Below are 26,033 nucleotides of genomic sequence, written 5' to 3'. Positions count from 1 at the left end.
CTAAGGAGAATGTTTAGTGGCAGATTATCAGTACCCAATCGATTTGGATTGGACATACCAAGAAATGGATCAAGTTATCAAGCTTTGGAATGCAGTAGAAGAAGCTTACGAAAATAAAATTGAACGTGAGGTGTTTTTAAACCGCTACCGTGCCTTTAAGGAGGTTATCCCTTCGAAGGGCGAGGAGAAACGCTACGCTAATCAGTTTGAAAAAGATAGTGGTTATTCCTTATATCAAGTGGTAAAAAAGGCTCAAGACAAGACGTTAAAAACGATTAAAATGAGTGGAAAGTAGGAGATATCATGACATATGGAGCGATTGCTGAGCTAGCTAAACAATGGGTAGAAGAGGCAGGTGACTTGTTGAGAGAATCATTATCTAATCAATCAATTAAAATAGAAGAAAAAACGAATGCCAGTGACTTAGTAACAGAAATGGATCGTTCGATTGAAGCTTTTTTTGTTGAGAAAATTAGAGAACACTTTCCTCACCATAAAATTTTTGGCGAAGAGGGAACGTATGATGACATCACAGACATGAGTGGCTTTATTTGGATTATTGATCCCATTGATGGCACATTAAACTATGTAAAGCAAAAGAGTAATTTCTGTTCGATGATTGCCTTGTTTGAAGATGGTGAGGGCGTTGTTTCATTTATTAATGATGTCATTAACAACGACATTTATATGGGTGTGAAAGGTCATGGTGTTTTTCGTAACGACGATCAACTTAAGCCTATCCCTGATCATTCAATAAATGAAGGGTTAATTGCAATCTCTACTAAGATGGTGACTAAAGAAACAGCAATCACTCAGGAATTAGTCAATGATACATTGGGAGTTCGCCTCATTGGGTCTGCTGGTTTGGAAATGATACAAGTGTTAACGAACCGAGTATCTGCCTACGTTACTAATGAATTAAATGCTTGGGACATTGCTCAAGGCTATATGATGGCAACCGAATTAGGTTTATCGTTTACAACAAGAGAAGGAAAAGCTGTTAACTTATTGACTAAGAATCCAATTGTTGTGGCTAATCCGAAAGCACACCAAGAAATTATCTCTAAATTTATGAAAGAATAATTAATTTCACTTGATAGTGATCTTTTTTCTTTCCAAATGAAAAGAGCCATGATACAATAGAACAGTTGAAATGGACCGTCAATAAAAAGATAAATTGATGAAAAGTATTTTCAAGAGACCGTTGGACCGACCCTTAAACTAGATTCAGTTTGGGTCTTTCTTTTTGGGATGTGAATGTTTGGAGGAAAAACATGAAATTAAGAAATGATATCAGAAACGTTGCAATTATTGCCCACGTTGACCATGGTAAAACGACTATGGTAGATGAACTGTTAAAACAATCAGAAACATTGAATGAACGTACACAATTAGATGACCGCGTAATGGATTCAAATGACATTGAAAAAGAACGTGGTATTACAATTTTAGCTAAGAATACTGCTGTTTCATACAAAGGAACGCGCGTTAATATCTTGGATACACCAGGACATGCGGACTTTGGTGGAGAAGTAGAACGTATCATGAAAATGGTTGATGGTGTTGTTTTAATTGTTGATGCTTATGAAGGTACAATGCCACAAACACGTTTTGTATTGAAAAAAGCACTTGAACAAAAGTTAACACCAATCGTAGTGGTAAACAAAATTGACAAACCAACAGCTCGTCCAGCTGAAGTGGTTGATGAAGTATTAGAATTGTTTATTGAATTGGGTGCGGATGATGACCAATTGGAGTTCCCAGTTGTTTATGCATCTGGTATTAACGGAACATCAAGCTTGACAGATGATCCAGCTGATCAAGAAGATACAATGGACTTCTTGTTTGATACTATTTTGGAACATATTCCAGCTCCAGTTGATAATTCTGAAGAGCCACTTCAATTCCAAGTAGCTTTACTAGATTACAACGACTTTGTTGGTCGTATTGGTATCGGTCGTGTTTTCAGAGGAACAATTAAAGTTGGCGATCAAGTATCACTTCTAAAACTTGATGGCACAACGAAGAACTTCCGTGTTACAAAATTATTTGGTTTCTTCGGTTTAGACCGTGTAGAGATTGATCAAGCTGTAGCAGGAGATTTAATTGCTGTTTCTGGTATGGAAGACATTTTCGTTGGTGAAACAATCACACCGCTTGATCATCAAGAAGCATTACCAGTGTTACATATTGATGAGCCAACACTACAAATGACATTCTTAACAAATAACTCACCATTTGCAGGTCGTGAAGGTAAACACGTTACGTCTCGTAAATTAGAAGAGCGTTTGATGAAAGAATTGCACACAGACGTGTCACTTAAAGTTGAAAATACAGGTTCACCTGATGCTTGGATTGTATCTGGGCGTGGAGAGCTACACTTGTCAATTTTAATTGAAAATATGCGTCGTGAAGGTTACGAACTACAAGTTTCGCGTCCAGAAGTAATTATCAAGAATTTTGATGGCGAACGTTGTGAACCATTTGAACGTGTACAAATTGATACACCGGAAGAATATATGGGATCTGTTATTGAATCATTGAGCCAACGTAAAGGTGAAATGCAAGATATGCAAAATACAGGAAATGGTCAAATTCGTTTGATTTTCCTTGTGCCATCTCGTGGATTAATTGGTTATTCAACTGAATTCCTTTCATTGACACGTGGTTATGGTATTATGTCTCATACGTTTGAAGCATACCTACCAGAATTAACTGGAAAAATTGGTGGCCGTCGTAATGGTGCACTCGTGTCAACAGAAACTGGTAAATCAACAACTTACGGTATCATGGGTGTTGAAGACCGTGGAACGATCTTTATCGAGCCTGGTGTTGATATTTATGAAGGTATGGTTGTCGGAGAAAACTCCCGTGAAAATGACATTGCCGTTAATATTACGAAAGCAAAACAACAAACTAACGTTCGTTCTGCTAATAAAGACCAAACGAATGTTATCAAACGTCCACGTCAATTAACACTAGAAGAAACGATTGAATTCATGGATGAAGATGAATATTGTGAAATTACGCCAGTAAGCATCCGTCTACGTAAACAAATTCTAGATAAAAATGAACGTGAAAAATCTGCTAAACGTAAGAAAAAAGCACTTGAACAAGACTAATTTATTTAAAAAGTGTGTCTTCCTTGTTGGAAGGTACACTTTTTGTTTATTTTCTAAGGAAGAGCGCTTAATGTCTGCTCGTTCTGTGTTATAATAAACGAAACTTTTTAAATTCGAATCAAGGAGGATTCATATGACTATACAAAATAAAGACCAAGCTCGCCAAATTTTGAAGCAAGATGCTGAAAAAATTTATTCCTTGATCAATAGTCAAAAAGAACACCTATGCTTTGCAGCCTGTCCTGCTTTTGAAGAAGTGGTCGACACGCAATTATTTGGCTTATCGAAACAAATTGATTTTGCAGTTCAATTGGGCATTTTGGGACAAGAAGAAGGGCACTTAATTTTATCGGACCTTGAAACATCATTAAATCATATGTACTCCGATTATTTCACTCAAAAGACAACGAAGCCTCTTAGAGAAGGGGGCAATTAAAGTTGCAACAAGTAAACCAATCAATAAGCCACTCCATCAAGCAAAAACTAGCGAATTTTAATTGGAACTTATTGATTCCTTACCTTATTTTGTTAGGTATGGGCGTTTTTATGGTATATAGTTCAAGCAGTTATTTTGCTATGACACAATTTAACAATTCGGAGCATTTCTTTCAACGTCAGTTGATGTATGCAATGATTAGCTTGATTGTTGTCTTATTATTCTCCGTCGTTAATACCAAACTGTTAAAATCAATCGGTCTTATTAGTTCAGTTCTCTTTGTTTTACTATTTATGTTGATCTACTTAGTAACGTTTGGAGTTGATCCGATTAATGGAGCGAGCGCGTGGATTGATTTCGGTCCGATTAATATTCAACCTTCTGAGTTTTTCAAGATTGCGATGATCTTGTATTTAGCTATCTTTCTATCTAATAATCAACGTAAGTTGGCTAATATTGGTCGAGTTTATGATGGTCCTGCTAAAGAGAACGGTAAAAAAAGAGGGATTATTTCCCAAATTTTTACAGTAGTTAAAAAGCCTATTCTTTGCTTAGGGCTGTTTATTGGTTTGATCCTTATTCAACCAGACTTAGGTGGGGTGATTATTCTCCTGAGTATTTGTGTGGTCATGATTTTATTGAGTGGTGTGCCCTTTAAAATAAGTTTATCAACGTTTGGGATTGCTGGCGTAGCCTACAGTGTGTTTATTTTATTTATTCAACTAGTAGGCACCATTCCATTTATACCCTCGTATATGTTGAATCGCTTCACTGCGTATTTAGATCCTTTTGGAGATGTACAAAATTCTTCCTTTCAGTTGGTCAATTCTTTCTATGCGCTGGCAAGGGGAGGATTGTTTGGAGTAGGGATCGGTGAAAGTATCCAGAAATCGGGCTATTTGCCAGAATCCTACACAGACTTTATTATTCCAATCATGGGAGAAGAGATTGGGCTTGTCGGAGTCGTCTTTATTTTAGCTATTTTCTTCTACTTCGTTTATGTTATTTTCCGGACAAGTTTACAAGTGACAGACTCATTTGGCCAATTGGTTTATATCGGTATAGCAGCCATGTTTTTAATTCAAGGTTCCATTAACTTAGGTGGAGCCGTTGGTATTATGCCATTAACGGGTGTGACCTTCCCGTTTATTAGTTACGGTGGGTCAAGTATGTTAGTGTCATCTATTGCCGTTGGAATTATGAATAACCTTTTCATTAATCAACGACTAAATCAGCATATTTTAGAAAAGGAAGCCAATTAGCGCTTCCTTTTTGGTAAAATAAAACTTATATAAGAAAGACGGTTAGAAATGGACGGGTGTTATGATTAAAAGATTTATTGCATCATTGTTATTTTTTTTATTGGCGCTCTACTATATACCGATTTTCATGTCTTCACCTGACTATAGCCAACCTAAAATTGAAACAAATCAACAAACTATGTCGCTTGAAATAGATGGTGTTTACCCATTACCAGTAAGCGGCTATGAACATTACCTTGGACAATCGGTAGCTGATTACCAAAGTCGCTATGGCGATCCTGAACACATGATAACGTCCGAACAAGACCCACAGACAAGTTGGTGGTCTTATCTGGAAAACAGTCATGAATATGTTCAAATAGAAGTTAACAATCAAGAGATTCAATCCATATTTGTTTTAGGTGATGCGATTAATACGGGGTCATTGAAAATTGGGATGAGCCGAGAAAATGTGTTAGATGAAACGCAATTAGGCGAACAATTTATGTTTAGTCACAGTGACCGAATGTATCGACTGACGTTATCTAAGAGAAATATGGAACTCTTCCCATTAGTTGAATTTGATAACCAATCATTTGCTATTCTTTATTTTTATCCTGATCGTGATGAAATTTATGCAATCCGTTATTTGACTTATGAAAAGATATTAGGATTAAATTATTATTTCATTGAAGAAATGAATAGTGACGAAGAGGGGATTTCAATCAAAAATAGAAACAGACTAGCGAATGATCAGATTAACCAAGCTATGCTCGAAGAGTATATCAATGTGCTACGCTTAAATGCTAATTTGGCCCCTTATCCTCACATTGATGAGGGACGATCGATCGTAAACGACTTGTTAAGAGACGACACGATTGACTTCCAAAGCTATAAAGAACTAACGTCTTACAGACATCCTGAATTTCCAGATCAAGCATTTAAGCTTAAATATATGAGTGGAACACAAGTTTATGACCCAGCTATGAAATTTGGCTTGTTTTATTCAACTAAAGAAAATCAACGAATTGTCCTTAATGAAAATAATCAAGATATGAGTATCGCGATAGAGGATGATAATCTACTCTTATTTGTAAATGAATCGAAATAAGAAAGGTGATTGAGATGATTTATGACGAAGCTTTATTAGCTTTGGAAGATCAATGTGATCAATTGATTATTCGAATTTTAGAAAGCGAGGCAATGGTAGGTTATTTAGAAGCCAAGCAAAGAATCGAATCATCTGAAGAAGCACAACTTAAAATTGAACAATTTAAACGCAAGCAAGAACAATTTGAACTGATAGAACCTTATGGTGAATATGCACCGGACTTTTTAAGCTACCGCCAGCAATTATATCAAGCTAAGCGAGAAATGGACTTAGATGAAGTCGTCTATGAGTTTCGTATTGCAGAGCGGCAACTACAAGTCCAATTGGATTTGATTGCTGATAAACTAGCAAAATCAGTTTCTACAAATATTCTAGTGTCCGCAGGTGATGCGTTCTCGCTATCATTAATCGGCCTGCCAACAGCTTGTGAAATTCATTTAGGAAAGAGGAAAGACATTGAACTTTGAACTAAGGAAACGTCAAGGCATCATCGTATGGGTTTACACCTTACGTCAAATTAAAAACTTAAAGCGTATTGGCTACATTCACTATGTATCAAGCCGCCTTAAATATATTGTTATGTATGTGGATCAAATAGAAGTATCGGATACAGTTGATCGATTAAACAGTTTACACTATGTGCGTAAAGTAGAGATTTCGCATCGACCAGAAATTGATATGACATTTGAACACGCACTTGAAGGCAATCAGGAAGAGAAAGTAGAAGGTTAAGGGGAACTTTATGAGAGTAGTAGCAGGTGAATATAAAGGAAGACATTTAAAGGCTGTTCCAGGTGATTCAACACGACCGACAACCGATAAAGTAAAGGAATCTATGTTCAATATTATTGGGCCTTACTTTGCTGGTGGGAGTTGTTTAGACATGTTTGCTGGGAGTGGTGGACTTGCTATTGAAGCTGTATCACGTGGCATTGACCATGCCTTCTTGTCTGAGAAAAATAGAAAAGCCCAAGACGTTATCCGTACTAATATTGAAATAACAAAAGAGCAAGATAAGTTTACGGTCTTAGCCGGTGATTCTAGACGAAATGTTGTGAAGTTAGCTAGTCAACAAGACAATCTAACGTTTCGTTTAGTGTTCATTGATCCTCCTTATCAAGCAGAAAAAACAGAAGAAGATATTTTATTGCTTGTTAAAGAAGGGTTAGTCGACGACCGTACTACCTTTGTTTGTGAAATGGATAAACATACTCAATTAACTGATCAAATTGCCGGTTATCAAAAAATAAAACGGGTAGAATATGGCACCATTGCGATAGAAATATTTGAAGCATTATAGGAGGGATAGTTTGAAGAAAGTCGCTTTATTTGCGGGTAGCTTTGATCCACTAACGAATGGGCACATTGATACCATTCAAAGAGGCTTACGCGTCTTTGATGAAATTATTGTAGCAGTTTCAACAAATACATCTAAAAAATCCTTGTTTAATGGTGAAGAACGCTTTGAATTGATTCAGTCTGTTCTAAAGGATTTAACCTCTGTAAAAGTTGTGAAGCATAGCGGTGGCTTAACGGTTGATATGGCAAAGGACTATCACTGTCATGCCTTATTAAGAGGAGTCCGCAATGTTAAGGACTTTGAATATGAAGAGAGCATTGCTCTGTTGAATAAAACCCAGCATCCAGAACTTGAAACAGTTATTCTGATGGCATCAGCTGAATATCGCTTTTTAAGTTCAAGTTTGATAAAAGAAGTCGCTATGTTTGGCGGAGATGTTTCGAAACTCCTTCCGCCAGCCATTAATCAAGCTGTTATTGAAAAATATAAGCAGTGAAATAGCAAGAGCCCGAAATTTTTCATAAATTTCGGGCTCTTTTTTGACAGTAAAAATAAGACGAGAAAGTTCAGGTGTAAATGATCATCTGAACGTCCATAAGAGACAAAAATAGATTTTAAAATAAAAAAACGGAAATTAATTCTTTTGCGGATATTATTAGTAGAGGAGGAATAAACATGAGAGCAGTTAAAGAGTGGTTAATAGACAATAAATGGTTATTGCTAGTTGTTCTCTTGGTCGTGCAATCATTATTTTTAATGATGCAATGGATTTTTCCAATGTCTGATAAGGAGGAGAGTGATGAAGTAGAATTGTCCAGTTTATTACTAGAAACGCCTATGATTGAAGAAAGTTGGGAAGAGGAAGAACCAGAATCACTAGAAGAAAGTCATACCATTTGGATTGTTGATATTAAAGGGGCTGTTCAACGTCCGGGTATCTACCAAGTTAACCAAGAAATGCGGATTTATGACGCCATCCAATTGGCTGGTGGCTTAACAGATGGCGCAGTTACCAAACACCTTAATTTTGCCCAGCACTTAAGTGATCAAATGCTGATATATGTGCCATTAGAAGGAGAAGAAGTTGACTTAGCGACAGTTACAACGGATTCTACGCCCGGTCAACTCCAACAACAAAGCAATAAAATTAATATTAATACGGCGGATACTAGCCAACTGCAAGAACTGAATGGTATCGGTCAAAAGAAAGCGGAAATGATTATTCAATATCGAGAGGATGTCGGCTTGTTTAGTAAAATAGAAGATTTAATGAACGTTAGTGGTATAGGGAGTAAGACATTTGAAGCCATTGCTGACAAAATAACCATTTCAAACAACTAAAAAACATCTGTTAAAGTAGGCTGAATAGTGTATGATAACATGTAAAAGGAGTGGTCATTGATGCAAGAAAGAATTCCATGGAATCAATATTTTATGGCACAGGCTGTCTTATTATCTTTAAGAAGTACATGTAAACGATTGGAAGTTGGCGCAACGATTGTCCGCGATAAGCGAATTATTGCTGGCGGTTATAATGGGTCAGTATCAGGTGATGTTCATTGTATTGATGACGGTTGCTATATCATTAATGGACATTGTTTAAGAACGATTCATGCTGAAATGAATGCTATTTTGCAATGTGCCAAGCTAGGCGTTCAAACAGATGGCGCTGAAATTTATGTAACCCATTTTCCATGTCTGCAATGTATGAAGATGCTCTTGCAAGCGGGTATTAAAAAAGTTTACTATCTTGAAGATTATCGGAATGATCCCTACGCTATTCATTTGCTTGAAGAGATGGCTATACCCTATGAAAAAGTATCATTAGATCCAAGCTATTTTACAACGCTTGTTAAACCGACCCATTCGAATCATGAATCGGTGGGGGAGAAAGATGGCAATCACAACTGCTGTTAAACAGTTTAAAGAACGTTTTAAAATCATTAAAGGCTATTATAGTTTCTTTGCTCTATTTTCAATCAACCTCATTCTACTCATTTTGCTACCCGAAAATGGCTATGTCTGGGGTCTTTTTTGTTTTTTACTACTAAGACTTATTAGCTTTAAAGAACCGGCATTTTTAATAGTGGCTCTCGTTATTGCTACAGTGACACTAGCTGTAACTGTATGGCATATAAAAGACAATCGCACTCAGTTAGACGAGGCAATGACGTCTGGCATATTTTATTTGAACCCTGAGTCTTATAAGGTTGATGGGGATTTACTTAGTGGAACCGTTGAGTTGCAATTAGCTGGTAAAAACGAATCCTTAGCCTTTTACTACCAAATCCCTTCAGAAGAAGAAAAGAAGCAGTGGGAATTCCTAACTTATCCCATTTCCTTTTCTGCTTCAATGCAGTTAAAAGAACCATCAGTTGCTCGAAATGCTTATCAATTCAATTATAAAACATATTTATTTAGGCGAAAAATTCACTGGACGGCTAACTTAAGTGAGCTTCAACAGATTACTAAAGATGAACGTATAGCGACTGTGTTTAGTCGACTCAGACTCAACATCATCCATGCCGTTAAACAGAAACTGGCTGATGGTAAAACGACTGACTACTTATTGGCAATTTTGTTTAATGTGACGGACGATATTGATAGTCAGGCGATGGCAGATTATCAAAAGATAGGGGTTATTCATTTATTTTCAATATCAGGGATGCATATTCATTTTTTAATCCAGCTGCTTCGTTATGTGTTGTTGCGATTGGGCATTAGTAGAGAGACAACTGTTCCGATCTTACTCCTTAGTATTTTGTTTTATGGACTAGTCGTTGGTTACAGTGTGGGAATTTTTCGTGCAATTGTAACGAACGGCCTATTACTAATCGCTCAAATCTTAAGAAAAGATTTTCAGCCCCTAGATGCTTTCGCATGGACTCTTTTATTGGCGATTTGGATAAATCCTTATGTGGTCTTTTCGCTTGCGTTTCAGCTGAGTTATAGTTTGTCAGCAGTCTTATATCTCCTATCTAAACGGCTAAATAACCATTCTATTCGACTTTTAAATGATTTGGTTTTATCGTTTTTGATGACAACAGTATCCTTTTTATTTTTAAGTTACCATTATTTTGAGGTGAGTTGGATAGGGTTGTTTGTGAATATTGTGTTTTCTTTTATTTTTTCTGTCTGCTTTTTCCCTTTATTTTGGTTAATTTCCTTACTGATTAGCTTGAATGTTCCTATCACGTTTTATCAGCCATTGATTACAGCTCTAGATCGATCCATTGAGATGGTCGAAAGGGTGACTCACTTCTTAGCTAGCTATAATGGTTTTTCAGTTGTAACGGGACGGCCTTATCACGTTTTTTATTTTCTAGTCGCGTTAGCTAGTCTAGTCTTTTTAATAGCAATAGAACGGCAACAGCTGGTTTCAAAATCGACCATCATATTGATGGCGACAATGCTCATTTTTTATGTGTCACCCTACTTAACCCCCTATGGACAGCTCATCATGCTAGATGTGGGGCAAGGAGACGCCTTTCTTTTGATTAGTCCCTTTTATCGTAGTTGTGTGCTGATTGACACTGGTGGGAAACTATTATTTGGAAGGGACGAAAAATGGCAAGAAAGGGTAAATCAAACAAACCATGCTAAGCAATTAACAGCTTCGATTAAAGCGCAAGGGGTTAGAAAGTTGGATGCTCTTATTTTGACGCATAGCGATATTGATCATATTGGCAATCTCGTTTTTTTATCAGAACAATTAGCGATTGACCACATTTACTATGCTGATGGAATGGCAAAAGATGCTTACTTTCTATCGCTGTTGGAGCAGATAGATAAGTCTATTAGGCGATCCGAGCTGAAAGCAGGCGATAATATTCAATTGAATGGTTTTAACTTTCATGTTTTAGCACCTTACGGACAAGGTAAGGGCGAAAATAATGATTCCTTAGTTTTGTTCAGTCGAATTGGTGGGCTGGATTGGCTCTTTACGGGTGATTTAGAAAAAGAAGGAGAGACAGTCTTGTTGAACACCTATCCTAACTTAAACGTAGATGTTTTAAAAGTAGGCCATCATGGCAGCAAAACATCAACGACCGATGCCTTTATCAATCAACTATCTCCTCAGCTTGCCTTTGTATCAGTCGGCGAAAATAACCATTACGGACACCCACATGCTGATGTAATTGATCGTTTAGCAAAAAAAGAGATCTCTGTATTTCGGACTGATCGTGATGGAGCTGTTCATTTTGTCTATACTTCAGATAAGAAAGCCATCAAGATTATGGTACAATAAGAATAGATACTTTATCAGAATGAGATGTGAGCAAATGACCTATGCAGCAGAAATAGCAAAAATAAAAAAAGGACAATTTAGTCCCGTATATCTTTTTTTAGGAACAGAAACCTATTTTATTCAAGAAGCGCGTAAGCTCTTATTAGAACATGCCGTGCCTGAAGAAGATCAGGATTTGAATGTGGGAACGTATAACTTAGATGAGGTACCACTTAGCCATGCGTTAGAAGATGCGGAATCAATCCCTTTTTTTGGTGATCGTAGATTGGTTATTGTCGACCAGCCCGTTTTTTTAACTGGTGAAAAAGCTAAGGCGGGGATAGAGCACGATACGGAGTGGTTGGAACGTTATTTAACTGATCCTTCTGACTCAACAATTCTTGTCTTTTTTGCAGCTTACGAGAAGTTAGACAATCGTAAGAAAATTAGTAAGCTCATTCAAAAAAAAGCGACTGTTGTTAGTGTGGCACCATTAAAGGAAACAGATACTAGAAATTACTTGAACCAAGTCATTCAAAATGAAGGCTATCATATGGACCGTCAAAGCCTACATTTTTTCTTTGAAAGGATTGAAAACAATCTGTCTAAGGGAATAGCTGAGCTTCGGAAGTTATTTTTAGCAGCGATGACGGATAAAAAGATAACGAAACAGATGGTAGAAGACTTAGTGCCTCGAAATTTAGAGCAAAATATCTTTGATATTGTAACCTATGTGTTGAAGAAAGACAGTCAAAAAGCTATTCAAACTTATCGTGATTTATTGCTTCAAAAGGAAGAACCCATTAAGATTAATGCTATTTTACTTGGGCAGTTTCGCTTGTTAATTCAAGTTCGACTGCTGGCTAAGAAAGGCTACCAACAGCCTGATATTGCTAAAGTATTAAAAATTCATCCTTACCGGGTGAAGTTAGCGAGTGGGCAAATTCGAAATATGGATGAAAAACGATTGCAAACAGCCTATTTAGGCCTCGTAGAAGCAGAGAAGAAGATGAAGACGGGCGATGGATTAAAGGATATCCAGTTTGAATTATTTATGCTGAAATATGCTAACCAATAAAAAAACAGACCTAAGGGGGTCTGTTTTTTTATTATTTGTTCAATTTTTTAGCTAGACGTGATTTGTCACGAGACGCTTTGTTATTGTGGATTAAGCCTTTAGATGCTGCTGAGTCAATAGCTTTGAATGCATCTTGTAATAGAGCTTCACTGTTTTCTGCATTTGCAGCTACAGCTTCTTCAAATTTTTTGATTGCAGTACGCATAGCGCTTTTTTTAGCGTTGTTCAATTCGTTAGCTTTTTCGCTTGTACGAACACGTTTGATTGCTGAATCGATATTTGGCAATGGGTTCACCCCTCTTTCAGTATTTCGGTTAAAAACGTCAGATGTTTGTTACCAACACGCAATATTATACCTAAAGATGATTGCAAATGCAATAAAAATTAAGAAACCGACTTTTTATTTTCATTAATATGAGCTAAATCGCCTTATTTGGTGAAAAAGCCTTGTGGTGGTAAACTAGACTAGAACGGAGCGAGAGATGAATGGCTATTATTTCTTACTATAAGGAGTACGCATATGAAAGATCAATTTAAGTTAGTATCAAATTACAAACCTAGTGGAGACCAACCAGAAGCAATTCGCTATTTAGTGGAGGGCTTGAATGAAAAACACCATGCTCAAACCTTATTAGGTGCTACCGGAACAGGTAAAACATTTACAGTGGCCAATGTTATCCAAGAAGTTAACAAACCAACCCTTGTTTTAGCGCATAATAAAACCTTAGCCGGCCAACTATATGGCGAGCTTAAGGAATTTTTCCCAGATAATGCTGTGGAGTATTTTGTGTCTTACTACGACTATTATCAACCAGAAGCCTATGTTCCTTCTAGTGATACTTATATTGAAAAAGAGGCTAGCGTCAATGATGAAATTGATAAGCTTCGTCACTCTGCAACAAGTTCTTTATTAGAAAGACGCGATGTGATTGTGGTTGCTTCAGTTTCTTGTATTTACGGTCTCGTTAATCCAGAAAACTACCGAGAGCACGTCCTATCGATTCGTCAAGGGATGGAGATTTCTCGTAATGATTTATTACGACGTTTAGTCGATATGCAGTTTGAACGAAATGATATTGATTTTCAACGGGGACGCTTCCGAGTGAGAGGGGATGTTGTGGAGATTTTCCTAGCTTCACGCGATAGTGAAGCCATTAGGGTGGAGTTCTTTGGTGATGAGATTGATCGCATTCGCGAAGTAGATGTCTTAACCGGAGAAATTAAAAATGATGTCGAACATTATCCGATTTTTCCAGCCACTCACTTTGTGGCGAATGAGGAACAGACATTAGGTGCTGTTGATACCATTCGAGCAGAATTAAAAGAACAACTGACGTTTTTACGGTCAGAAAACAAACTCTTGGAAGCACAGCGCTTGGAACAACGGACTAACTATGATTTAGAAATGTTATTAGAAATGGGTTATTGTAACGGCATTGAGAACTACTCTCGTCATATGGATGGTCGTCAACCAGGCGAGGCACCCTATACGTTACTGGATTTCTTCCCTGATGATTATTTAATTGTTGTGGATGAATCGCATATGACGATGCCTCAAATTAGAGGGATGTATAACGGTGACCGAGCGCGTAAACAACAACTCATTGATTACGGCTTTAGATTACCATCAGCCTTAGATAACCGCCCGCTTCGCCTAGAAGAGTTTGAAGGCCATGTTAATCAAATTATCTATATTTCAGCAACACCAGGCCCTTATGAGGGAGAGAAAACAAATCGGATTGCTCAACAAATTATTCGTCCAACCGGTTTATTGGATCCAATCATTGAGGTTCGCCCAATTGCGGGTCAAATTGATGATTTAATTAGTGAAATCAATATACGTTCTGAAAAGAATGAGCGGGTCTTTATTACAACTCTAACGAAGAAAATGTCCGAAGACTTATCAGATTATTTGAAAGAAGTCGGTATTAAGGTTAAGTATCTCCATAGTGATATTAAAACGCTAGAGCGGACAGAGATTATTCGTGATTTAAGATTAGGTGAGTTTGACGTCCTCATCGGTATTAACTTGTTGAGGGAAGGGTTAGATGTTCCGGAAGTGTCGCTTGTAGCGATTTTAGATGCCGATAAAGAAGGGTTCTTGCGAAGCGAACGGGCCTTGATTCAAACCATTGGGCGTTCTGCCCGAAATGAAAATGGGAAGGTTATTATGTATGCTGATCGCATCACTGATTCCATGCAAAAGGCAATCGATGAAACCAAACGGAGACGGTCGATTCAGGAAGCCTACAACGAAGAACATGGTATCGTTCCAAAGACTATTATTAAAGAAGTGCGGGACTTAATTCGCATTACCCATGCGCCGGAAGATGTGGCACCTGAGGCAGATACGATGACGGTTTACAAACAAATGGATCGTCAACAACGGGCGATTTTAGTTGAGGAGTTACAGCTAGAAATGCGTCAAGCTGCTAAGGATTTAAACTTCGAAAAAGCAGCTGAATTACGCGATGTGATTTTAGAATTACAAACTGCTTACAAATAAGAATTATCACTTGCAATCTTACTAAAAATAAGGTAATCTTATTTTTGTGTAAAACACAATACCTTACTCTTGGTTTCACGAGTCACCAACGTGTTACTCAGACTAAGGAATACTTTATCGAAGAGGTGAAAAGAATGGCAATTTCAAAAGAAAAGAAAAACGAAATCATCAGTCAATACGCTGTTCACGAAGGAGATACTGGTTCTCCAGAAGTGCAAATTGCTGTATTAACTTATGAAATTAATCTACTTAACGAGCATGCTCGTCTTCACAAGAAAGACCACCACTCATACCGTGGTTTGATGAAAAAAGTAGGTCACCGTCGTAATTTACTAGCTTACCTACGTAAAAAAGACGTTGCACGTTACCGCGATCTTATCCAAAAATTAGGTCTACGTCGTTAATCTATCTTAATAATAGATCATAAAACGGATTCTTCATGGAGAATCCGTTTTATTTTTTGCGATTAACATGTTTTTATGTATTTCTTTATTTAATTTAACTAATTGTGTGCAAAAGCATTGCGATTTCGTTTATAATAATACTTAGCTCCCTGAGCATGGCACTACTATACAAATGTGAGCCTTTTTATAGAGAAGGTTGACCTTTGTTTAGTAGTCAGCAAAAGGGAAGTATGCTAAAAGGAGAATGTAGGAATGACAGAAAAGAAAGTATTCCAAATGGATTGGGCAGGTCGTCCATTGCAAGTTGAAATTGGACAAGTTGCCAAACAAGCAAACGGAGCGGTATTAGTAAGATACGGCGACACAGCTGTATTAACTGCTGCAGTAGGAAGCAAGGAAGCAAAAGATACAAACTTCTTCCCACTTACTGTAAACTATGAAGAAAAAATGTATGCAGTAGGTAAAATCCCAGGTGGTTTTATTAAACGTGAAGGAAGACCAAGTGAACATGCAACACTAACGGCTCGTTTAATTGACCGTCCAATTCGTCCGATGTTCCCAGACGGTTTCCGTAACGAAGTGCAAGTAACAAACGTTGTTATGTCTGTTGATCAAGATTGTACACCAGAAATGGCTGCAATGTTAGGATCATCATTGGCATTAGGAATCTCTGATATTCCATTTTCAGGTCCAATTGCAGGTGTAAACGTTGGTCGTGTTGATGGACAATTAATTCTTAATCCAACACCTGAACAAGCAGAACAATCAGATATTGAATTAACAGTTGCTGGTACAAAAGAAGCGATCAACATGGTTGAGAGTAGCGCTAAAGTTGTTTCAGAAGCAGATATGTTAGAAGCATTGTTATTCGGACATGAAGCTGTTAAAGCAATGTGCGAGTTCCAAGAACAAGTGATTGCTGAAATTGGCAAAGAAAAAATGACAGTAACCCTATTAGAAACAGATGCAGACCTTCATAAAGAAGCGCAAGAAAACTTCAGCGCTCAAATGAAAGATGCGATTTTAACAAAAGATAAACAAGAACGTAATGATAACATTGAAGCTGTTATGACAGCTATTGTTGATTACTTCACTGAAAAATATATGGAATCTGAAGACTTTGTTGCGATCTTAAAAGATGCGAAACAAATTGCTGAAGACATTGAAAAAGAAGAAGTCCGTAAATTGATTACGGTTGACAAAATCCGTCCTGACTTCCGTCAATTAGATGAAATTCGCGACCTTGATTCAGAAGTTGGTTTACTACCACGCGTTCATGGATCAGGTATGTTTACTCGTGGGCAAACACAAGCTGTTTCTGCAGCAACATTAGCACCACTTGGCGAACATCAAATCTTAGATGGCTTAGGAGTGGAAGAAAGCAAACGTTTCATCCACCACTATAACTTCCCGCAATTCTCAGTTGGATCAACGGGTCGTGCTGGTTCACCAGGTCGTCGTGAAATTGGTCACGGTGCTCTTGGAGAGCGTGCCTTAAAACAAGTTATTCCTGATGTAGAAGATTTCCCATACACCATCCGTCTTGTTGCTGAAGTATTAGAATCAAACGGTTCTTCTTCTCAAGCAAGTATCTGTGCTGGAACGTTAGCATTGATGGATGCAGGTGTTCCGATTAAAGCACCAGTTGCAGGTATTGCAATGGGTCTCGTTAAAGATGGCGACGATTATACAATCTTGACTGATATCCAAGGTATGGAAGACCATCTAGGCGATATGGACTTTAAAGTTGCTGGAACAAAAGATGGTATCACTGCCTTACAAATGGATATTAAAATCGAAGGAATTACAAACCAAATTCTTGAAGAAGCTTTAACACAAGCTAAAAAAGCACGTATTGAAATTTTAGATCATATGACAAGCGTAATCGCAGAACCACGCTCTGAGCTATCACCATATGCACCTAAGATTGAAATGATGCAAATTAACCCTGATAAAATCAAAGTAGTTATCGGTAAAGGTGGCGACACTATTAACGGTATAATTGATGAAACAGGCGTTAAAATTGATATCGATCAAGATGGTAATGTAAGTATTGCTTCTGCTGACGCAGCAATGATTCAACGTGCAAAAGAAATTATCGAAGAATTAACGCATGAAGTTAAAGCAGGCGAAATTTACAACGGTACGGTTAAACGTATTGAAAAATTCGGTGCATTCGTTGAAATTATTAAAGGTAAAGACGGCCTTGTTCATATTTCAGAAATTGCCCACGAACGTGTTCGTGCAGTTGAAGATGTACTAGCAATTGGCGATAAGATTGATGTTAAAGTCATCGAAATCGACCGTCAAGGACGTATTAACTTATCACGTAAGGCTCTATTGAAAAAAGAAGGCGAAGAGTAATCAAAAAGCTGGGTATCGATAAGATTCCCAGCTTTTTTTTGTTTAAATAAAAATAAATCTATAAAATAGATTAAAAAAATCTCATTTATGTGCTAGAATGAGTGACATATCATTTAGAACGAGCTTTTTTAAGGCTTAGAAGATGGAGTGAATAGCATGAAAGAATATACAGTTGCTGTAGTAGGTGCTACAGGAGCCGTTGGACAAAAGATGATCCAACTACTAGAACATACAGAAATCCCTTTAAAAAAAGTTAAATTATTAGCGTCGAAACGTTCTGCTGGTAAGACTGTTTCATTTAAAGGAACTGACGTGACTATTGAAGAAACAACCGATCAATCATTTGAAGGTGTTGATATAGCTTTATTTAGTGCGGGTGGCTCTATCACAACACGTTTCGAGCAAGCAGCACGCCAGAGTGGGGCAGTTGTGATTGATAATACGAGTGCCTTCCGTATGGATCCTGAAACACCACTGGTTGTACCAGAAGTAAACCCAGAGGCCTTAGCAAGCCACAAACAATTGATTGCTAACCCTAATTGTTCAACAACACAAATGGTTGTAGCTTTAAAACCGATTCATGAAGCATATGGGTTAAACCGTGTGATTGTTTCAACTTACCAAGCTGTTAGTGGGGCTGGGGTTGAAGCCATTGAAGAACTGGACCAACAAAATGCCAGCCTTCTAAAAGGTGAAAAACCACAAGCGGCAATCTTACCGTCATCAGGCGACAAGAAACATTATCAGATTGCTTATAATGTCATTCCGCAAATTGATTTATTTGCAGAAGAAGGCTATACATTCGAAGAATGGAAAATGATTAATGAAACGAAAAAAATTATGGGACTACCTGATTTAAAAGTTTCGGCAACATGTGTGCGTGTACCCGTTAAATATGGTCACTCAGAGTCCGTTTATATCGAAATAGATAGAGATGATATCACGGTAGCTGATCTTCAAGCTTTGTTAGCAAAAGCAGATGGTGTGATTGTACAAGATGATCCGGCCAACCAACTCTATCCTCTCGCAACAGAGTCAGAAGACAAGAAAGAAACATTTGTGGGACGAATTCGTAAAGATCCAGATGTTGCAAATGGCTTCCATTTATGGATTGTATCGGATAACTTAATTAAAGGGGCTGCATGGAACTCCCTTCAAATTGCTGAAACGATGGTAAAAATGAAACTCATTTAATCCTATTTAATAATCAAGAGCGAGGTTGGGAGTTTAGCCCAACCTTTTTCTATTGCCCACTTGCTTTTATTAACAAAATAAATGCTAATGATTACAAAACATGGCTTTATAAGGTATAATCATTTTAGGAGAACTTCGGTTAGTGATATCAACGTGATATCCAATTTATTAAAAAATTTTATCATCTTTTTAAAAACAGAAAAGAACGCCATGCATGATAGCTAATTGGAATACGGTTGAAGACTGACATTATTTTATTTAGAATTTGTCAGTCACCAACTAGTCATTCAATGGAGCTTTCTGAAAGAAAGACAGATAGTCGTTTTTAAAGGAGCATAGTCTCAGATTTCCTTAACTCCTAAATAAGCAAATAAATGATGAATAAATAGAAGAGGTGTCAGAATGAGTGAAATAAAAATCATTCCGTTAGGTGGAGTCCGTGAGAACGGAAAAAATATGTATGTCGTCGAAGTAGACGATTTAATTTTTGTATTAGATTGTGGATTAATGTATCCAGATAATGAATTATTAGGTATTGATGTGGTGATTCCAGACTTTACCTATTTAGAAGAAAATAAAAACCGTATTGCTGGTATTTTCTTAACGCATGGTCATGAAGATGCGGTTGGTGCATTGCCTTACTTCTTAGAAAATATTGATGCACCAGTTTTCGGTACAGAGCTAACCATCGAATTAGCGAAAATTTCAGTGAAAAGTACAGGTTTGAATCCAAATTTCAATAACTACCATGTTATTAATGAAAAAACAGAAATTGAATTTGATAATGTGACGGTTAAATTCTTCCGTACAACACATTCTATACCGGATTCAGTTGCTATTTGTTTGGATACACAAGATGGCACTATTGTTTACACGGGTGACTTCAAGTTTGATCAAAGTGCTTCTGATATGTATAAAACTGACTTTGCAGCGATTTCTTTAATTGGTCAAAAAAATGTCTTAGCATTGATGAGTGATTCAAGTGATGCTGAATCTTACGTTGAAAATGTTAGTGATATGCGTGTTACGGAAGAAATCATCGACACCTTTAATAATGCAGAAGGGCGTGTTATTGTTTCTTGCGTAGCAAGCAATGTGATGCGTATTCAACAAGTTTTTGATGCAGCTCACCAAACGAAACGCAAAATCTTTATGACAGGCAGCAAACTAGTTCAAGTGGTTGATACAGCTATTAACCTAGGTAAACTAATATTACCATCTAAAAATGTTATTGTAACAGAGAAAAACCTAGATCAATATTCAGATGATGAACTAGTTATTTTAGAAACAGGACAAAGTGGGGAACCCTTTGAAGCACTGCAAAGAATGTCAAAAGGTAAACATAAACAAGTCAACATTAAAGACGGCGATTTGGTTTATATTACAACAACACCATCAACATCGATGGAAAAAGTTGTCGGACGGACTAAAAACATGATATACGGTGCTGGAGGAAGCGTAAAAGAAATTTCTGATACGTTTAAAGTATCTGGCCATGCTACACCAAATGACTTGAAGTTAATGATGAATTTGCTACATCCAACTTTCTTTATACCTGTCCAAGGTGACTACCGTGTTCAAGCAGCTCATGCTGAATTGGCGCATGAAGTGGGTATTTCTTATAAAAACATCTTTATTCCTGGTAAAGGCGATGTGATTGAATATAAGGATGGTCGTATGAGAATGGCAGGTCAGGTAGCAGCAGGGAATGTCTTGATTGATGGTATTGGCGTAGGCGATATTGGAAATATTGTCTTAAGGGACCGTAAATTATTGGCAGATGATGGCGTATTTATTGCAGTTGTGACGATTTCTCGTCGTCAAGGCAGAATCGTTTCAGGTCCAGAAATTATCTCTCGAGGTTTTGTTTATATGAAAGCTAGTGAAGATTTAATAAAAGAAAGTACCGAAATCACGAAAAAAGTAGTAGAAGATAATCTAGAAAACAAGGATTTTGAATGGTCTACGTTAAAACAAGAGATTCGTGATTCACTGAGTCGTTACTTGTTTGATAAGACTAAACGTCGTCCTGTTATTCTTCCGATCATTATGGAAGCATCTAGCTATTTAAAAAAATAAACGGATGATTGTTTAAATTTCAAGACTTAAAGGAGCGTTATCGTTATATGGGTTCAGCTAGTTTAAAAGCATGGATAGAAGGCGTTATAGCAGCGGGGGTTGGTATTGGGCTATTATTTTTACCGATTACGGTAGGCGATAGTCAGTTTGTCCTATCAATCTTACCAATTTTATTTATCAGTTTAAGAAGAGGCATGCTACAAGGCTTCTTTGCAGGGATTGTAACGGCTATTGTTGCAGTTTTCCTAAATGGCAATGCAGACTTGATGACTAATCTTGTTAATCAGTTTGGTCCCTTTGCCTTTGTTGGTATTGCTGGTTTTTTTGCCAAATTTACACAACGCACATTAAATAACAAACGTTTCCCTAATGCAGCCTTAAATATCATAACAGCATCTGTTTTAGGAACCGTAGTAAGTTTTGTTTGGGTGTTAATCGGATCAGTATCATCAGATGATGCTACGCTTACTTTTACTGATGCTTTAAAAAGAGAAGGTCTATCCTTCCTTTTAATTGCAGGAGCAGCAATCCTTATTTTCCTATTGCTAGCTAAAGTACTACCTCAAGTATTTATTCCAAGAGACACACCATTTTTAAGTAGAAAAGAAAAATCTAAATTATTAAATGATTAACTTTAACACTAAATAACCGATTTAAAAGAGGTGGAATGATTTTCACCTCTTTTCTGTACTTTATAATGGAAAAGGAGTAGCATTATGAATCTTTGGCAATGGATTATCGTCATTATATTTGCTATAAACTTTATCGGAGCAATCTACACTGTTTTTCACGAAGAACGGGATGTTCCGACAACTTGGGCATGGTTATTGACGCTCGCATTTATACCAGTCTTTGGTTTTATCCTGTATACATTTATAGGTAAAAAAATACCTGCAGATAAAATATATGATATTAAAACGCAAAAGAGTTTAGGAATGTCCGAACTTGCAGGTTACCAAAAGGAAATGTTGGAAGAAAATGATCAAGTCATAACCGATGACGAGAGCGAAGTTAAACGTCATACGGCAATTTTGTTTTTAGAGAGCAATGAATCAATTCTAACGAGTGGAAACAAAGTTGAAGTAATGATTGATAATGTAGCTAAGTTCGAAAAAATTATCGAAGATATTATGAATGCACAACATCATGTTCACTTGTTATATTATACGTTTAGATCAGATGACCTTGGAAAACGTATTGTAGCAGCTTTAGAAAATCGTGCAGCTGCTGGGGTAGAGGTATTAGTTGTATTTGATGCTCTTGGATGTAGAGGGAATCACCCGAAATTCTTTAAGCGACTAGAAGAGTTGGGCGGAAAAACACTTGTGTTCTTCGGCTCCCGTATCCCATTTGTCAATTTACGTATGAACTACCGTAATCACCGTAAAATTATAGTTGTTGATAGTAAAGTAGGCTATATGGGTGGTTACAATATCGGTAATGAATATATTGGACAAGGACGATTAGGGAACTGGCGTGATTCACATATTCGGATTCAAGGGAATGCTGTGTTAACCTTACAGAGTCGTTTTTTTATGGATTGGAACGCCGTTGCATCTAAACATGAACAGCGTGCTTATGATGAGGAGTATTTTCCTATTTCACCCAAAATAGGTGATACGGCAATGCAGATTGTCTCCAGTGGACCAGGTGATGATATTCAATCTATCAAAATGGGATTCATCAGGATGATTAGTCAGGCTAAACACTCGATCTATATTCAAACACCTTATTTTATTCCGGATAATAGTGTTCATGAAATTCTTAAGATGGCTGCCTTGTCAGGAGTGGATGTGAACATCATGATTCCGTGCAAGCCAGATCATCCGTTTGTTTATCGGGCAACCGAATATTTTGCTAAGGATATTATTAAGTATGGCGCGAAGGTTTATGTCTATGATGATGGATTCTTCCATTCGAAAGTTTTAATCGTCGACGGTGAAGTTGCTTCCATTGGATCAGCTAATATGGATGTTCGAAGCTTCAAATTGAATTTTGAAATTAATTCATTTATTTATGACGATACAATAGCGATGGAATTGCAAACGAACTTTATCAATGACTTAGAAAAAAGTTTTATTGCTGATGAAGCCTATTTTGAAACCCAGTCAACTTGGCGAAAATTCAAACAGTATTTTTCACGTTTGTTATCGCCAATCTTGTAATGAAAAAAGAATAAGACTCAGTTGGCCTAGCCAGCTGGGTCTTATTCTAAGAAATGGTTATTAAAGTTGTTGAATGGCCAATATTTGATCTATTTTTAGGATATAGACCATACCTTGGTCAGCTTTAAATGTGATTTGTTTGTTAGTATTCACTGATGAACCAAACGTTCCAATTAACTCAAGACGTTCGTACTGGGCATGACCAAGTTTACGTTCAATAGTAATAGAAACTTTTTTCTTTAGACCAGCAGCTTGGTTAGCGAAGCGTATAATTTGATAAAGGGGCATGACGGCGTGACTGAGTTCAGGATTAGTAGCAAGAGATATATGTGATTGATGATAAGACGACTTTGCTATATTTAGTGAATGGGCATCATAATAATTTTCCAATTCAATACCTCCGAACGTTTGTTTGTATATATTCATTATAGAACGTTTGTTCGAAAAATCAAGTTTTATTTTTATCAAAAAGAGTGTTAGAATAAAGAAGTAATTTTCTAATGAAAACGGGGTGATGGTTATGAATACACTTGATGAAGTTAATAAAATTGAACAGGCTGCAAGAGATTTGGAAGCATTCTATCAAGAAAAGGTTACGCATCTGCTAAAACAATCAGAGCAAAATATTTCAGAAATGAAAGAACAGATTAATTTAAATATAAAGGATTACCAAGAAGAGCAACTAGTGCTAAAAAATAAAAAAATCAGTGATAGCGCAAAAATTTTAGAAGAACAACAAGCAAAAGAAATTGTCGACTTAAACCAGCAGTATCTGTCTAAAAAAGACCAGCTCGTTGATCGTGTCATTGAAGAGGTGATGAAACAATATGGCAATAGCTAAAATGAATAAAATAAAACTCATTTCCCTGCAAGAAAAAAAGAATGACATTCTACAATTATTACAGGGGCTGGGTAGTGTTGAATTAGTAGATATGTCTCAAGCCTATGAGTCGTCATCGTTAGCTGCTCCATCTCAAAAAGAAGAGATTGTTAAAGAAATAAAGATTCTCGAGCGAAAGTATGATGAGTATTGTAGTCATTTATCTTTTCTTCAGATCCATTTACCTAAGCAACCGTTCTTAAACGTATTAAAGGAAAAGAAAGCGGAGCGAACAATCGAGGAGTTAGAACTTGAAGGGAAAAAAATTAATCAAGAGATTTTGATGACGACCATACAAGAGGCCATTCGAAATTTGAGTGATTATGAATCATCTATGAATGATTTAAGAGAACAAGAAAACTTTCTCATAAAATGGGAAAAATTGACTGTGGTTCCTAATCAAGAAAGTGATTATCGCTACATTCAAAAGCGAGTTGGAACGATTCCTCAGACGGCTTCAGATGATTTTATCCGCTCTTTAAGAGAATCAGATTTAATCGTTATCGAAGACATTTTCCAAACAAGAGATGAATATGGTATAGCAGTTGTGTTTGATAAATATAATGAAAAAGAAGTTGAGCGTTTATTAGATGCTAATCATTTCTTTAAGCTTGATTATCCCTATCAGCTTACTCCGAAAGAGCAATTGGTGAAAAATCAAAAAGACTACACTCAATTGTTAGAAAGACAGAAATCGACTCGGGAGCAGTTATCTCACTTAACTTATGAAGAATGGCAGTTAAAAGTTTTAATAGAGTTGTCCTATGCGGAATTACAACGATTAAAAGGACAATTATTTTTAATCGATGAAACACATTTATTTGTACTAGAAGGTTGGTTAGAGACGAAGAAAGTGTCAGTTGTTCAAAGTCTTTTACAAGATAATCTAAGCGAAGCAGACTATGCCTTTGTCGTTCAGGATGTCGAAACAGATGATATAGAGAGCATTCCTATTGTTTTAGAAAATAATAAGTATGTGGCGCCATTTGAAATATTAACAGAAATGTATAGTTTGCCTAAATATAATGAAATCGACCCAACACCATTCTTAATGCCATTTTACTTGATCTTTTTCGGAATGATGATGGCAGATGCTGGTTACGGATTAATGATGTTCCTTGTAACAACTATTACTTTGAAAGGATTCCCTCTTTCTAAATCCTTGAAGCGTAGTATGACGTTCTTTCAACTACTGGGTCTTGCTAGCATTGTATGGGGAATTATTTATGGGTCATTCTTTGGCTTAGAACTGCCAATTATGTTGTTATCAACCATGGATGATGTGAATACTATTCTGCTAATATCAGTAGTATTTGGTGTTATTCAAATTATTTTTGGTCTAGGATTAAAAACCTATATGATGTTAAGAGATAAGAACATCTATGGGGCACTGGGTGATGGGGTTGGTTGGCTAACGATTATAGCTGGATTCATATTACTAATCGTTTCTAAGTTGATTTTTCCTAATCAGCTATTATCTACAATAGGAATTGGGATTGCTATTGCGGGTGCCACCTTAATCATTATTGCAACGGTAATGGCAACTTCAAATAAAGTACTAGGTGTTGGGATTGGACTTTACAATCTCTATGGTATTAGTGGTTATCTTGGCGATATTGTTTCATATACACGTCTGATGGCTTTAGGTGTATCAGGTGGAAGTATCGGACTTGCATTTAATATGATTATTGATTTCCTACCACCGACTGCTAAGTTTACGGTGGGTATCGTACTCTTTATTGTTTTACATCTTGTGAATATAGGCTTATCAGCCTTAAGTGCCTATGTTCATGGAGCACGTTTAATTTTTGTTGAATTCTTTGGTAAGTTTTATGAGGGTGGCGGCAAAGCCTTAAACCCCTTAAAGACATCCGAAGAACATATTGATTTAAAAAACATATTTATATATAAATCGGAGGAATAAA

The 26,033-nt window shown here is 36.8% G+C and carries 25 protein-coding genes; 23 read left to right on the top strand and 2 right to left on the bottom strand.

Going from position 1 to position 26,033, the window contains the following annotated elements:
• Positions 1 to 16 precede the first annotated feature (16 nt).
• The 14 genes from BW721_RS04510 (at position 17) to holA (ending at position 12,516) form a co-directional block, all read left to right on the top strand.
• Positions 17 to 295, top strand: a complete 279-nt coding sequence (locus BW721_RS04510; RefSeq protein WP_076766530.1) for a UPF0223 family protein — start codon at positions 17 to 19, stop codon at positions 293 to 295.
• A gap of 8 nt (positions 296 to 303) precedes the next feature.
• Entirely contained in the window at positions 304 to 1,083 is a 780-nt protein-coding gene (locus BW721_RS04505) for an inositol monophosphatase family protein (RefSeq protein WP_076766528.1), read from the top strand.
• Positions 1,084 to 1,274: 191 nt separating this feature from the next.
• Positions 1,275 to 3,122 carry a translational GTPase TypA gene (gene typA, locus BW721_RS04500; protein ID WP_076766526.1) on the top strand — a complete coding sequence of 616 codons (1,848 nt, stop codon included), beginning with the start codon at positions 1,275 to 1,277 and terminating at the stop codon, positions 3,120 to 3,122.
• Between the two features lie 133 nt (positions 3,123 to 3,255).
• On the top strand, positions 3,256 to 3,558 hold the full coding sequence (locus BW721_RS04495) for a DUF1507 family protein (RefSeq protein WP_076766524.1): 303 nt from the start codon (positions 3,256 to 3,258) through the stop codon (positions 3,556 to 3,558).
• Positions 3,559 to 3,560: 2 nt separating this feature from the next.
• Positions 3,561 to 4,820: an FtsW/RodA/SpoVE family cell cycle protein gene (locus BW721_RS04490; protein WP_083686780.1), complete on the top strand. Its 1,260-nt coding sequence runs from the start codon at positions 3,561 to 3,563 to the stop codon at positions 4,818 to 4,820.
• Between the two features lie 61 nt (positions 4,821 to 4,881).
• Complete coding sequence (locus BW721_RS04485; RefSeq protein WP_076766522.1) at positions 4,882 to 5,910, top strand: CAP-associated domain-containing protein; 1,029 nt, start codon at positions 4,882 to 4,884, stop codon at positions 5,908 to 5,910.
• Between the two features lie 14 nt (positions 5,911 to 5,924).
• The gene (locus BW721_RS04480; RefSeq protein ID WP_076766520.1) at positions 5,925 to 6,377 is read left to right on the top strand and encodes a YlbF family regulator; all 453 of its coding nucleotides are present in this window, start codon (positions 5,925 to 5,927) and stop codon (positions 6,375 to 6,377) included.
• Positions 6,367 to 6,642: a YlbG family protein gene (locus BW721_RS04475; RefSeq protein ID WP_076766518.1), complete on the top strand. Its 276-nt coding sequence runs from the start codon at positions 6,367 to 6,369 to the stop codon at positions 6,640 to 6,642. Before BW721_RS04480 ends, BW721_RS04475 begins: the two co-directional genes overlap by 11 nt.
• Positions 6,643 to 6,652: 10 nt before the next feature.
• The gene (gene rsmD / locus BW721_RS04470) at positions 6,653 to 7,210 is read left to right on the top strand and encodes a 16S rRNA (guanine(966)-N(2))-methyltransferase RsmD (protein ID WP_076766516.1); all 558 of its coding nucleotides are present in this window, start codon (positions 6,653 to 6,655) and stop codon (positions 7,208 to 7,210) included.
• A 10-nt stretch (positions 7,211 to 7,220) separates the two neighbouring features.
• The gene (gene coaD, locus BW721_RS04465; protein ID WP_076766513.1) at positions 7,221 to 7,706 is read left to right on the top strand and encodes a pantetheine-phosphate adenylyltransferase; all 486 of its coding nucleotides are present in this window, start codon (positions 7,221 to 7,223) and stop codon (positions 7,704 to 7,706) included.
• 179 nt (positions 7,707 to 7,885) lie between these two features.
• Positions 7,886 to 8,551, top strand: coding sequence for a helix-hairpin-helix domain-containing protein (locus tag BW721_RS04460; protein WP_076766512.1), 666 nt, complete (start codon positions 7,886 to 7,888; stop codon positions 8,549 to 8,551).
• A gap of 57 nt (positions 8,552 to 8,608) precedes the next feature.
• Positions 8,609 to 9,127, top strand: a complete 519-nt coding sequence (locus BW721_RS04455; protein ID WP_156892183.1) for a ComE operon protein 2 — start codon at positions 8,609 to 8,611, stop codon at positions 9,125 to 9,127.
• A complete protein-coding gene (locus BW721_RS04450; RefSeq protein ID WP_076766508.1) occupies positions 9,105 to 11,459 on the top strand; it encodes a DNA internalization-related competence protein ComEC/Rec2 in 2,355 nt (784 codons plus the stop codon). Before BW721_RS04455 ends, BW721_RS04450 begins: the two co-directional genes overlap by 23 nt.
• 34 nt (positions 11,460 to 11,493) lie before the next feature.
• Positions 11,494 to 12,516 carry a DNA polymerase III subunit delta gene (gene holA, locus BW721_RS04445; protein WP_076766506.1) on the top strand — a complete coding sequence of 341 codons (1,023 nt, stop codon included), beginning with the start codon at positions 11,494 to 11,496 and terminating at the stop codon, positions 12,514 to 12,516.
• Positions 12,517 to 12,547: 31 nt separating this feature from the next.
• Here holA and rpsT read toward each other — a convergent pair whose 3' ends face one another.
• Positions 12,548 to 12,802 (bottom strand): 30S ribosomal protein S20, encoded by a 255-nt coding sequence (rpsT, locus tag BW721_RS04440; protein ID WP_076766504.1) that lies wholly within the window; start codon positions 12,800 to 12,802, stop codon positions 12,548 to 12,550.
• A gap of 234 nt (positions 12,803 to 13,036) precedes the next feature.
• On the opposite strand from rpsT, the gene uvrB reads away from it, so the two are divergent.
• From uvrB to cls, 7 genes are all read left to right on the top strand, one after another.
• On the top strand, positions 13,037 to 15,022 hold the full coding sequence (gene uvrB / locus BW721_RS04435) for an excinuclease ABC subunit UvrB (protein ID WP_076766502.1): 1,986 nt from the start codon (positions 13,037 to 13,039) through the stop codon (positions 15,020 to 15,022).
• A 134-nt stretch (positions 15,023 to 15,156) separates the two neighbouring features.
• Complete coding sequence (gene rpsO / locus BW721_RS04430) at positions 15,157 to 15,426, top strand: 30S ribosomal protein S15 (protein ID WP_076766500.1); 270 nt, start codon at positions 15,157 to 15,159, stop codon at positions 15,424 to 15,426.
• 252 nt (positions 15,427 to 15,678) lie between these two features.
• On the top strand, positions 15,679 to 17,790 hold the full coding sequence (gene pnp, locus BW721_RS04425; RefSeq protein WP_076766498.1) for a polyribonucleotide nucleotidyltransferase: 2,112 nt from the start codon (positions 15,679 to 15,681) through the stop codon (positions 17,788 to 17,790).
• A 156-nt stretch (positions 17,791 to 17,946) separates the two neighbouring features.
• On the top strand, positions 17,947 to 18,984 hold the full coding sequence (locus tag BW721_RS04420; RefSeq protein WP_076766496.1) for an aspartate-semialdehyde dehydrogenase: 1,038 nt from the start codon (positions 17,947 to 17,949) through the stop codon (positions 18,982 to 18,984).
• Positions 18,985 to 19,386: 402 nt separating this feature from the next.
• Complete coding sequence (locus BW721_RS04415; protein ID WP_076766494.1) at positions 19,387 to 21,063, top strand: ribonuclease J; 1,677 nt, start codon at positions 19,387 to 19,389, stop codon at positions 21,061 to 21,063.
• A gap of 8 nt (positions 21,064 to 21,071) precedes the next feature.
• A complete protein-coding gene (locus BW721_RS04410) occupies positions 21,072 to 21,695 on the top strand; it encodes an energy-coupled thiamine transporter ThiT (RefSeq protein WP_232222945.1) in 624 nt (207 codons plus the stop codon).
• Between the two features lie 84 nt (positions 21,696 to 21,779).
• Entirely contained in the window at positions 21,780 to 23,228 is a 1,449-nt protein-coding gene (gene cls, locus BW721_RS04405; RefSeq protein ID WP_076766490.1) for a cardiolipin synthase, read from the top strand.
• Between the two features lie 60 nt (positions 23,229 to 23,288).
• Here the strand turns inward: cls and BW721_RS04400 are convergent, their stop codons facing one another.
• Complete coding sequence (locus BW721_RS04400; RefSeq protein ID WP_076766488.1) at positions 23,289 to 23,618, bottom strand: hypothetical protein; 330 nt, start codon at positions 23,616 to 23,618, stop codon at positions 23,289 to 23,291.
• 130 nt (positions 23,619 to 23,748) lie between these two features.
• Between BW721_RS04400 and BW721_RS04395 the strand changes: the two genes are divergently transcribed.
• A complete protein-coding gene (locus BW721_RS04395) occupies positions 23,749 to 24,069 on the top strand; it encodes a hypothetical protein (RefSeq protein WP_076766487.1) in 321 nt (106 codons plus the stop codon).
• Positions 24,056 to 26,032: a V-type ATP synthase subunit I gene (locus BW721_RS04390; RefSeq protein ID WP_076766485.1), complete on the top strand. Its 1,977-nt coding sequence runs from the start codon at positions 24,056 to 24,058 to the stop codon at positions 26,030 to 26,032. The genes BW721_RS04395 and BW721_RS04390 overlap by 14 nt, the downstream gene beginning before the upstream one ends.
• Position 26,033: the final 1 nt, after the last annotated feature.

Source organism: Jeotgalibaca sp. PTS2502 (assembly GCF_001975685.1).
Classification (GTDB): Bacteria; Bacillota; Bacilli; order Lactobacillales; family Aerococcaceae; genus Jeotgalibaca; species Jeotgalibaca arthritidis.
Note: the sequence above shows the minus strand (reverse complement) of the source record. Positions and strands in the feature narration are given on the sequence as shown.

Bases quoted from the DNA above. Each gene is read 5' to 3' on its own strand.
- BW721_RS04505 (WP_076766528.1), top strand. From the start codon at position 304: ATGACATATGGAGCGATTGCTGAGCTAGCTAAACAATGGGTAGAAGAG.
- typA (WP_076766526.1), top strand. From the start codon at position 1,275: ATGAAATTAAGAAATGATATCAGAAACGTTGCAATTATTGCCCACGTT.
- BW721_RS04495 (WP_076766524.1), top strand. From the start codon at position 3,256: ATGACTATACAAAATAAAGACCAAGCTCGCCAAATTTTGAAGCAAGAT.
- BW721_RS04485 (WP_076766522.1), top strand. From the start codon at position 4,882: ATGATTAAAAGATTTATTGCATCATTGTTATTTTTTTTATTGGCGCTC.
- BW721_RS04480 (WP_076766520.1), top strand. From the start codon at position 5,925: ATGATTTATGACGAAGCTTTATTAGCTTTGGAAGATCAATGTGATCAA.
- rsmD (WP_076766516.1), top strand. From the start codon at position 6,653: ATGAGAGTAGTAGCAGGTGAATATAAAGGAAGACATTTAAAGGCTGTT.
- BW721_RS04460 (WP_076766512.1), top strand. From the start codon at position 7,886: ATGAGAGCAGTTAAAGAGTGGTTAATAGACAATAAATGGTTATTGCTA.
- BW721_RS04450 (WP_076766508.1), top strand. From the start codon at position 9,105: ATGGCAATCACAACTGCTGTTAAACAGTTTAAAGAACGTTTTAAAATC.
- holA (WP_076766506.1), top strand. From the start codon at position 11,494: ATGACCTATGCAGCAGAAATAGCAAAAATAAAAAAAGGACAATTTAGT.
- uvrB (WP_076766502.1), top strand. From the start codon at position 13,037: ATGAAAGATCAATTTAAGTTAGTATCAAATTACAAACCTAGTGGAGAC.
- rpsO (WP_076766500.1), top strand. From the start codon at position 15,157: ATGGCAATTTCAAAAGAAAAGAAAAACGAAATCATCAGTCAATACGCT.
- pnp (WP_076766498.1), top strand. From the start codon at position 15,679: ATGACAGAAAAGAAAGTATTCCAAATGGATTGGGCAGGTCGTCCATTG.
- BW721_RS04420 (WP_076766496.1), top strand. From the start codon at position 17,947: ATGAAAGAATATACAGTTGCTGTAGTAGGTGCTACAGGAGCCGTTGGA.
- BW721_RS04415 (WP_076766494.1), top strand. From the start codon at position 19,387: ATGAGTGAAATAAAAATCATTCCGTTAGGTGGAGTCCGTGAGAACGGA.
- cls (WP_076766490.1), top strand. From the start codon at position 21,780: ATGAATCTTTGGCAATGGATTATCGTCATTATATTTGCTATAAACTTT.
- BW721_RS04395 (WP_076766487.1), top strand. From the start codon at position 23,749: ATGAATACACTTGATGAAGTTAATAAAATTGAACAGGCTGCAAGAGAT.
- BW721_RS04390 (WP_076766485.1), top strand. From the start codon at position 24,056: ATGGCAATAGCTAAAATGAATAAAATAAAACTCATTTCCCTGCAAGAA.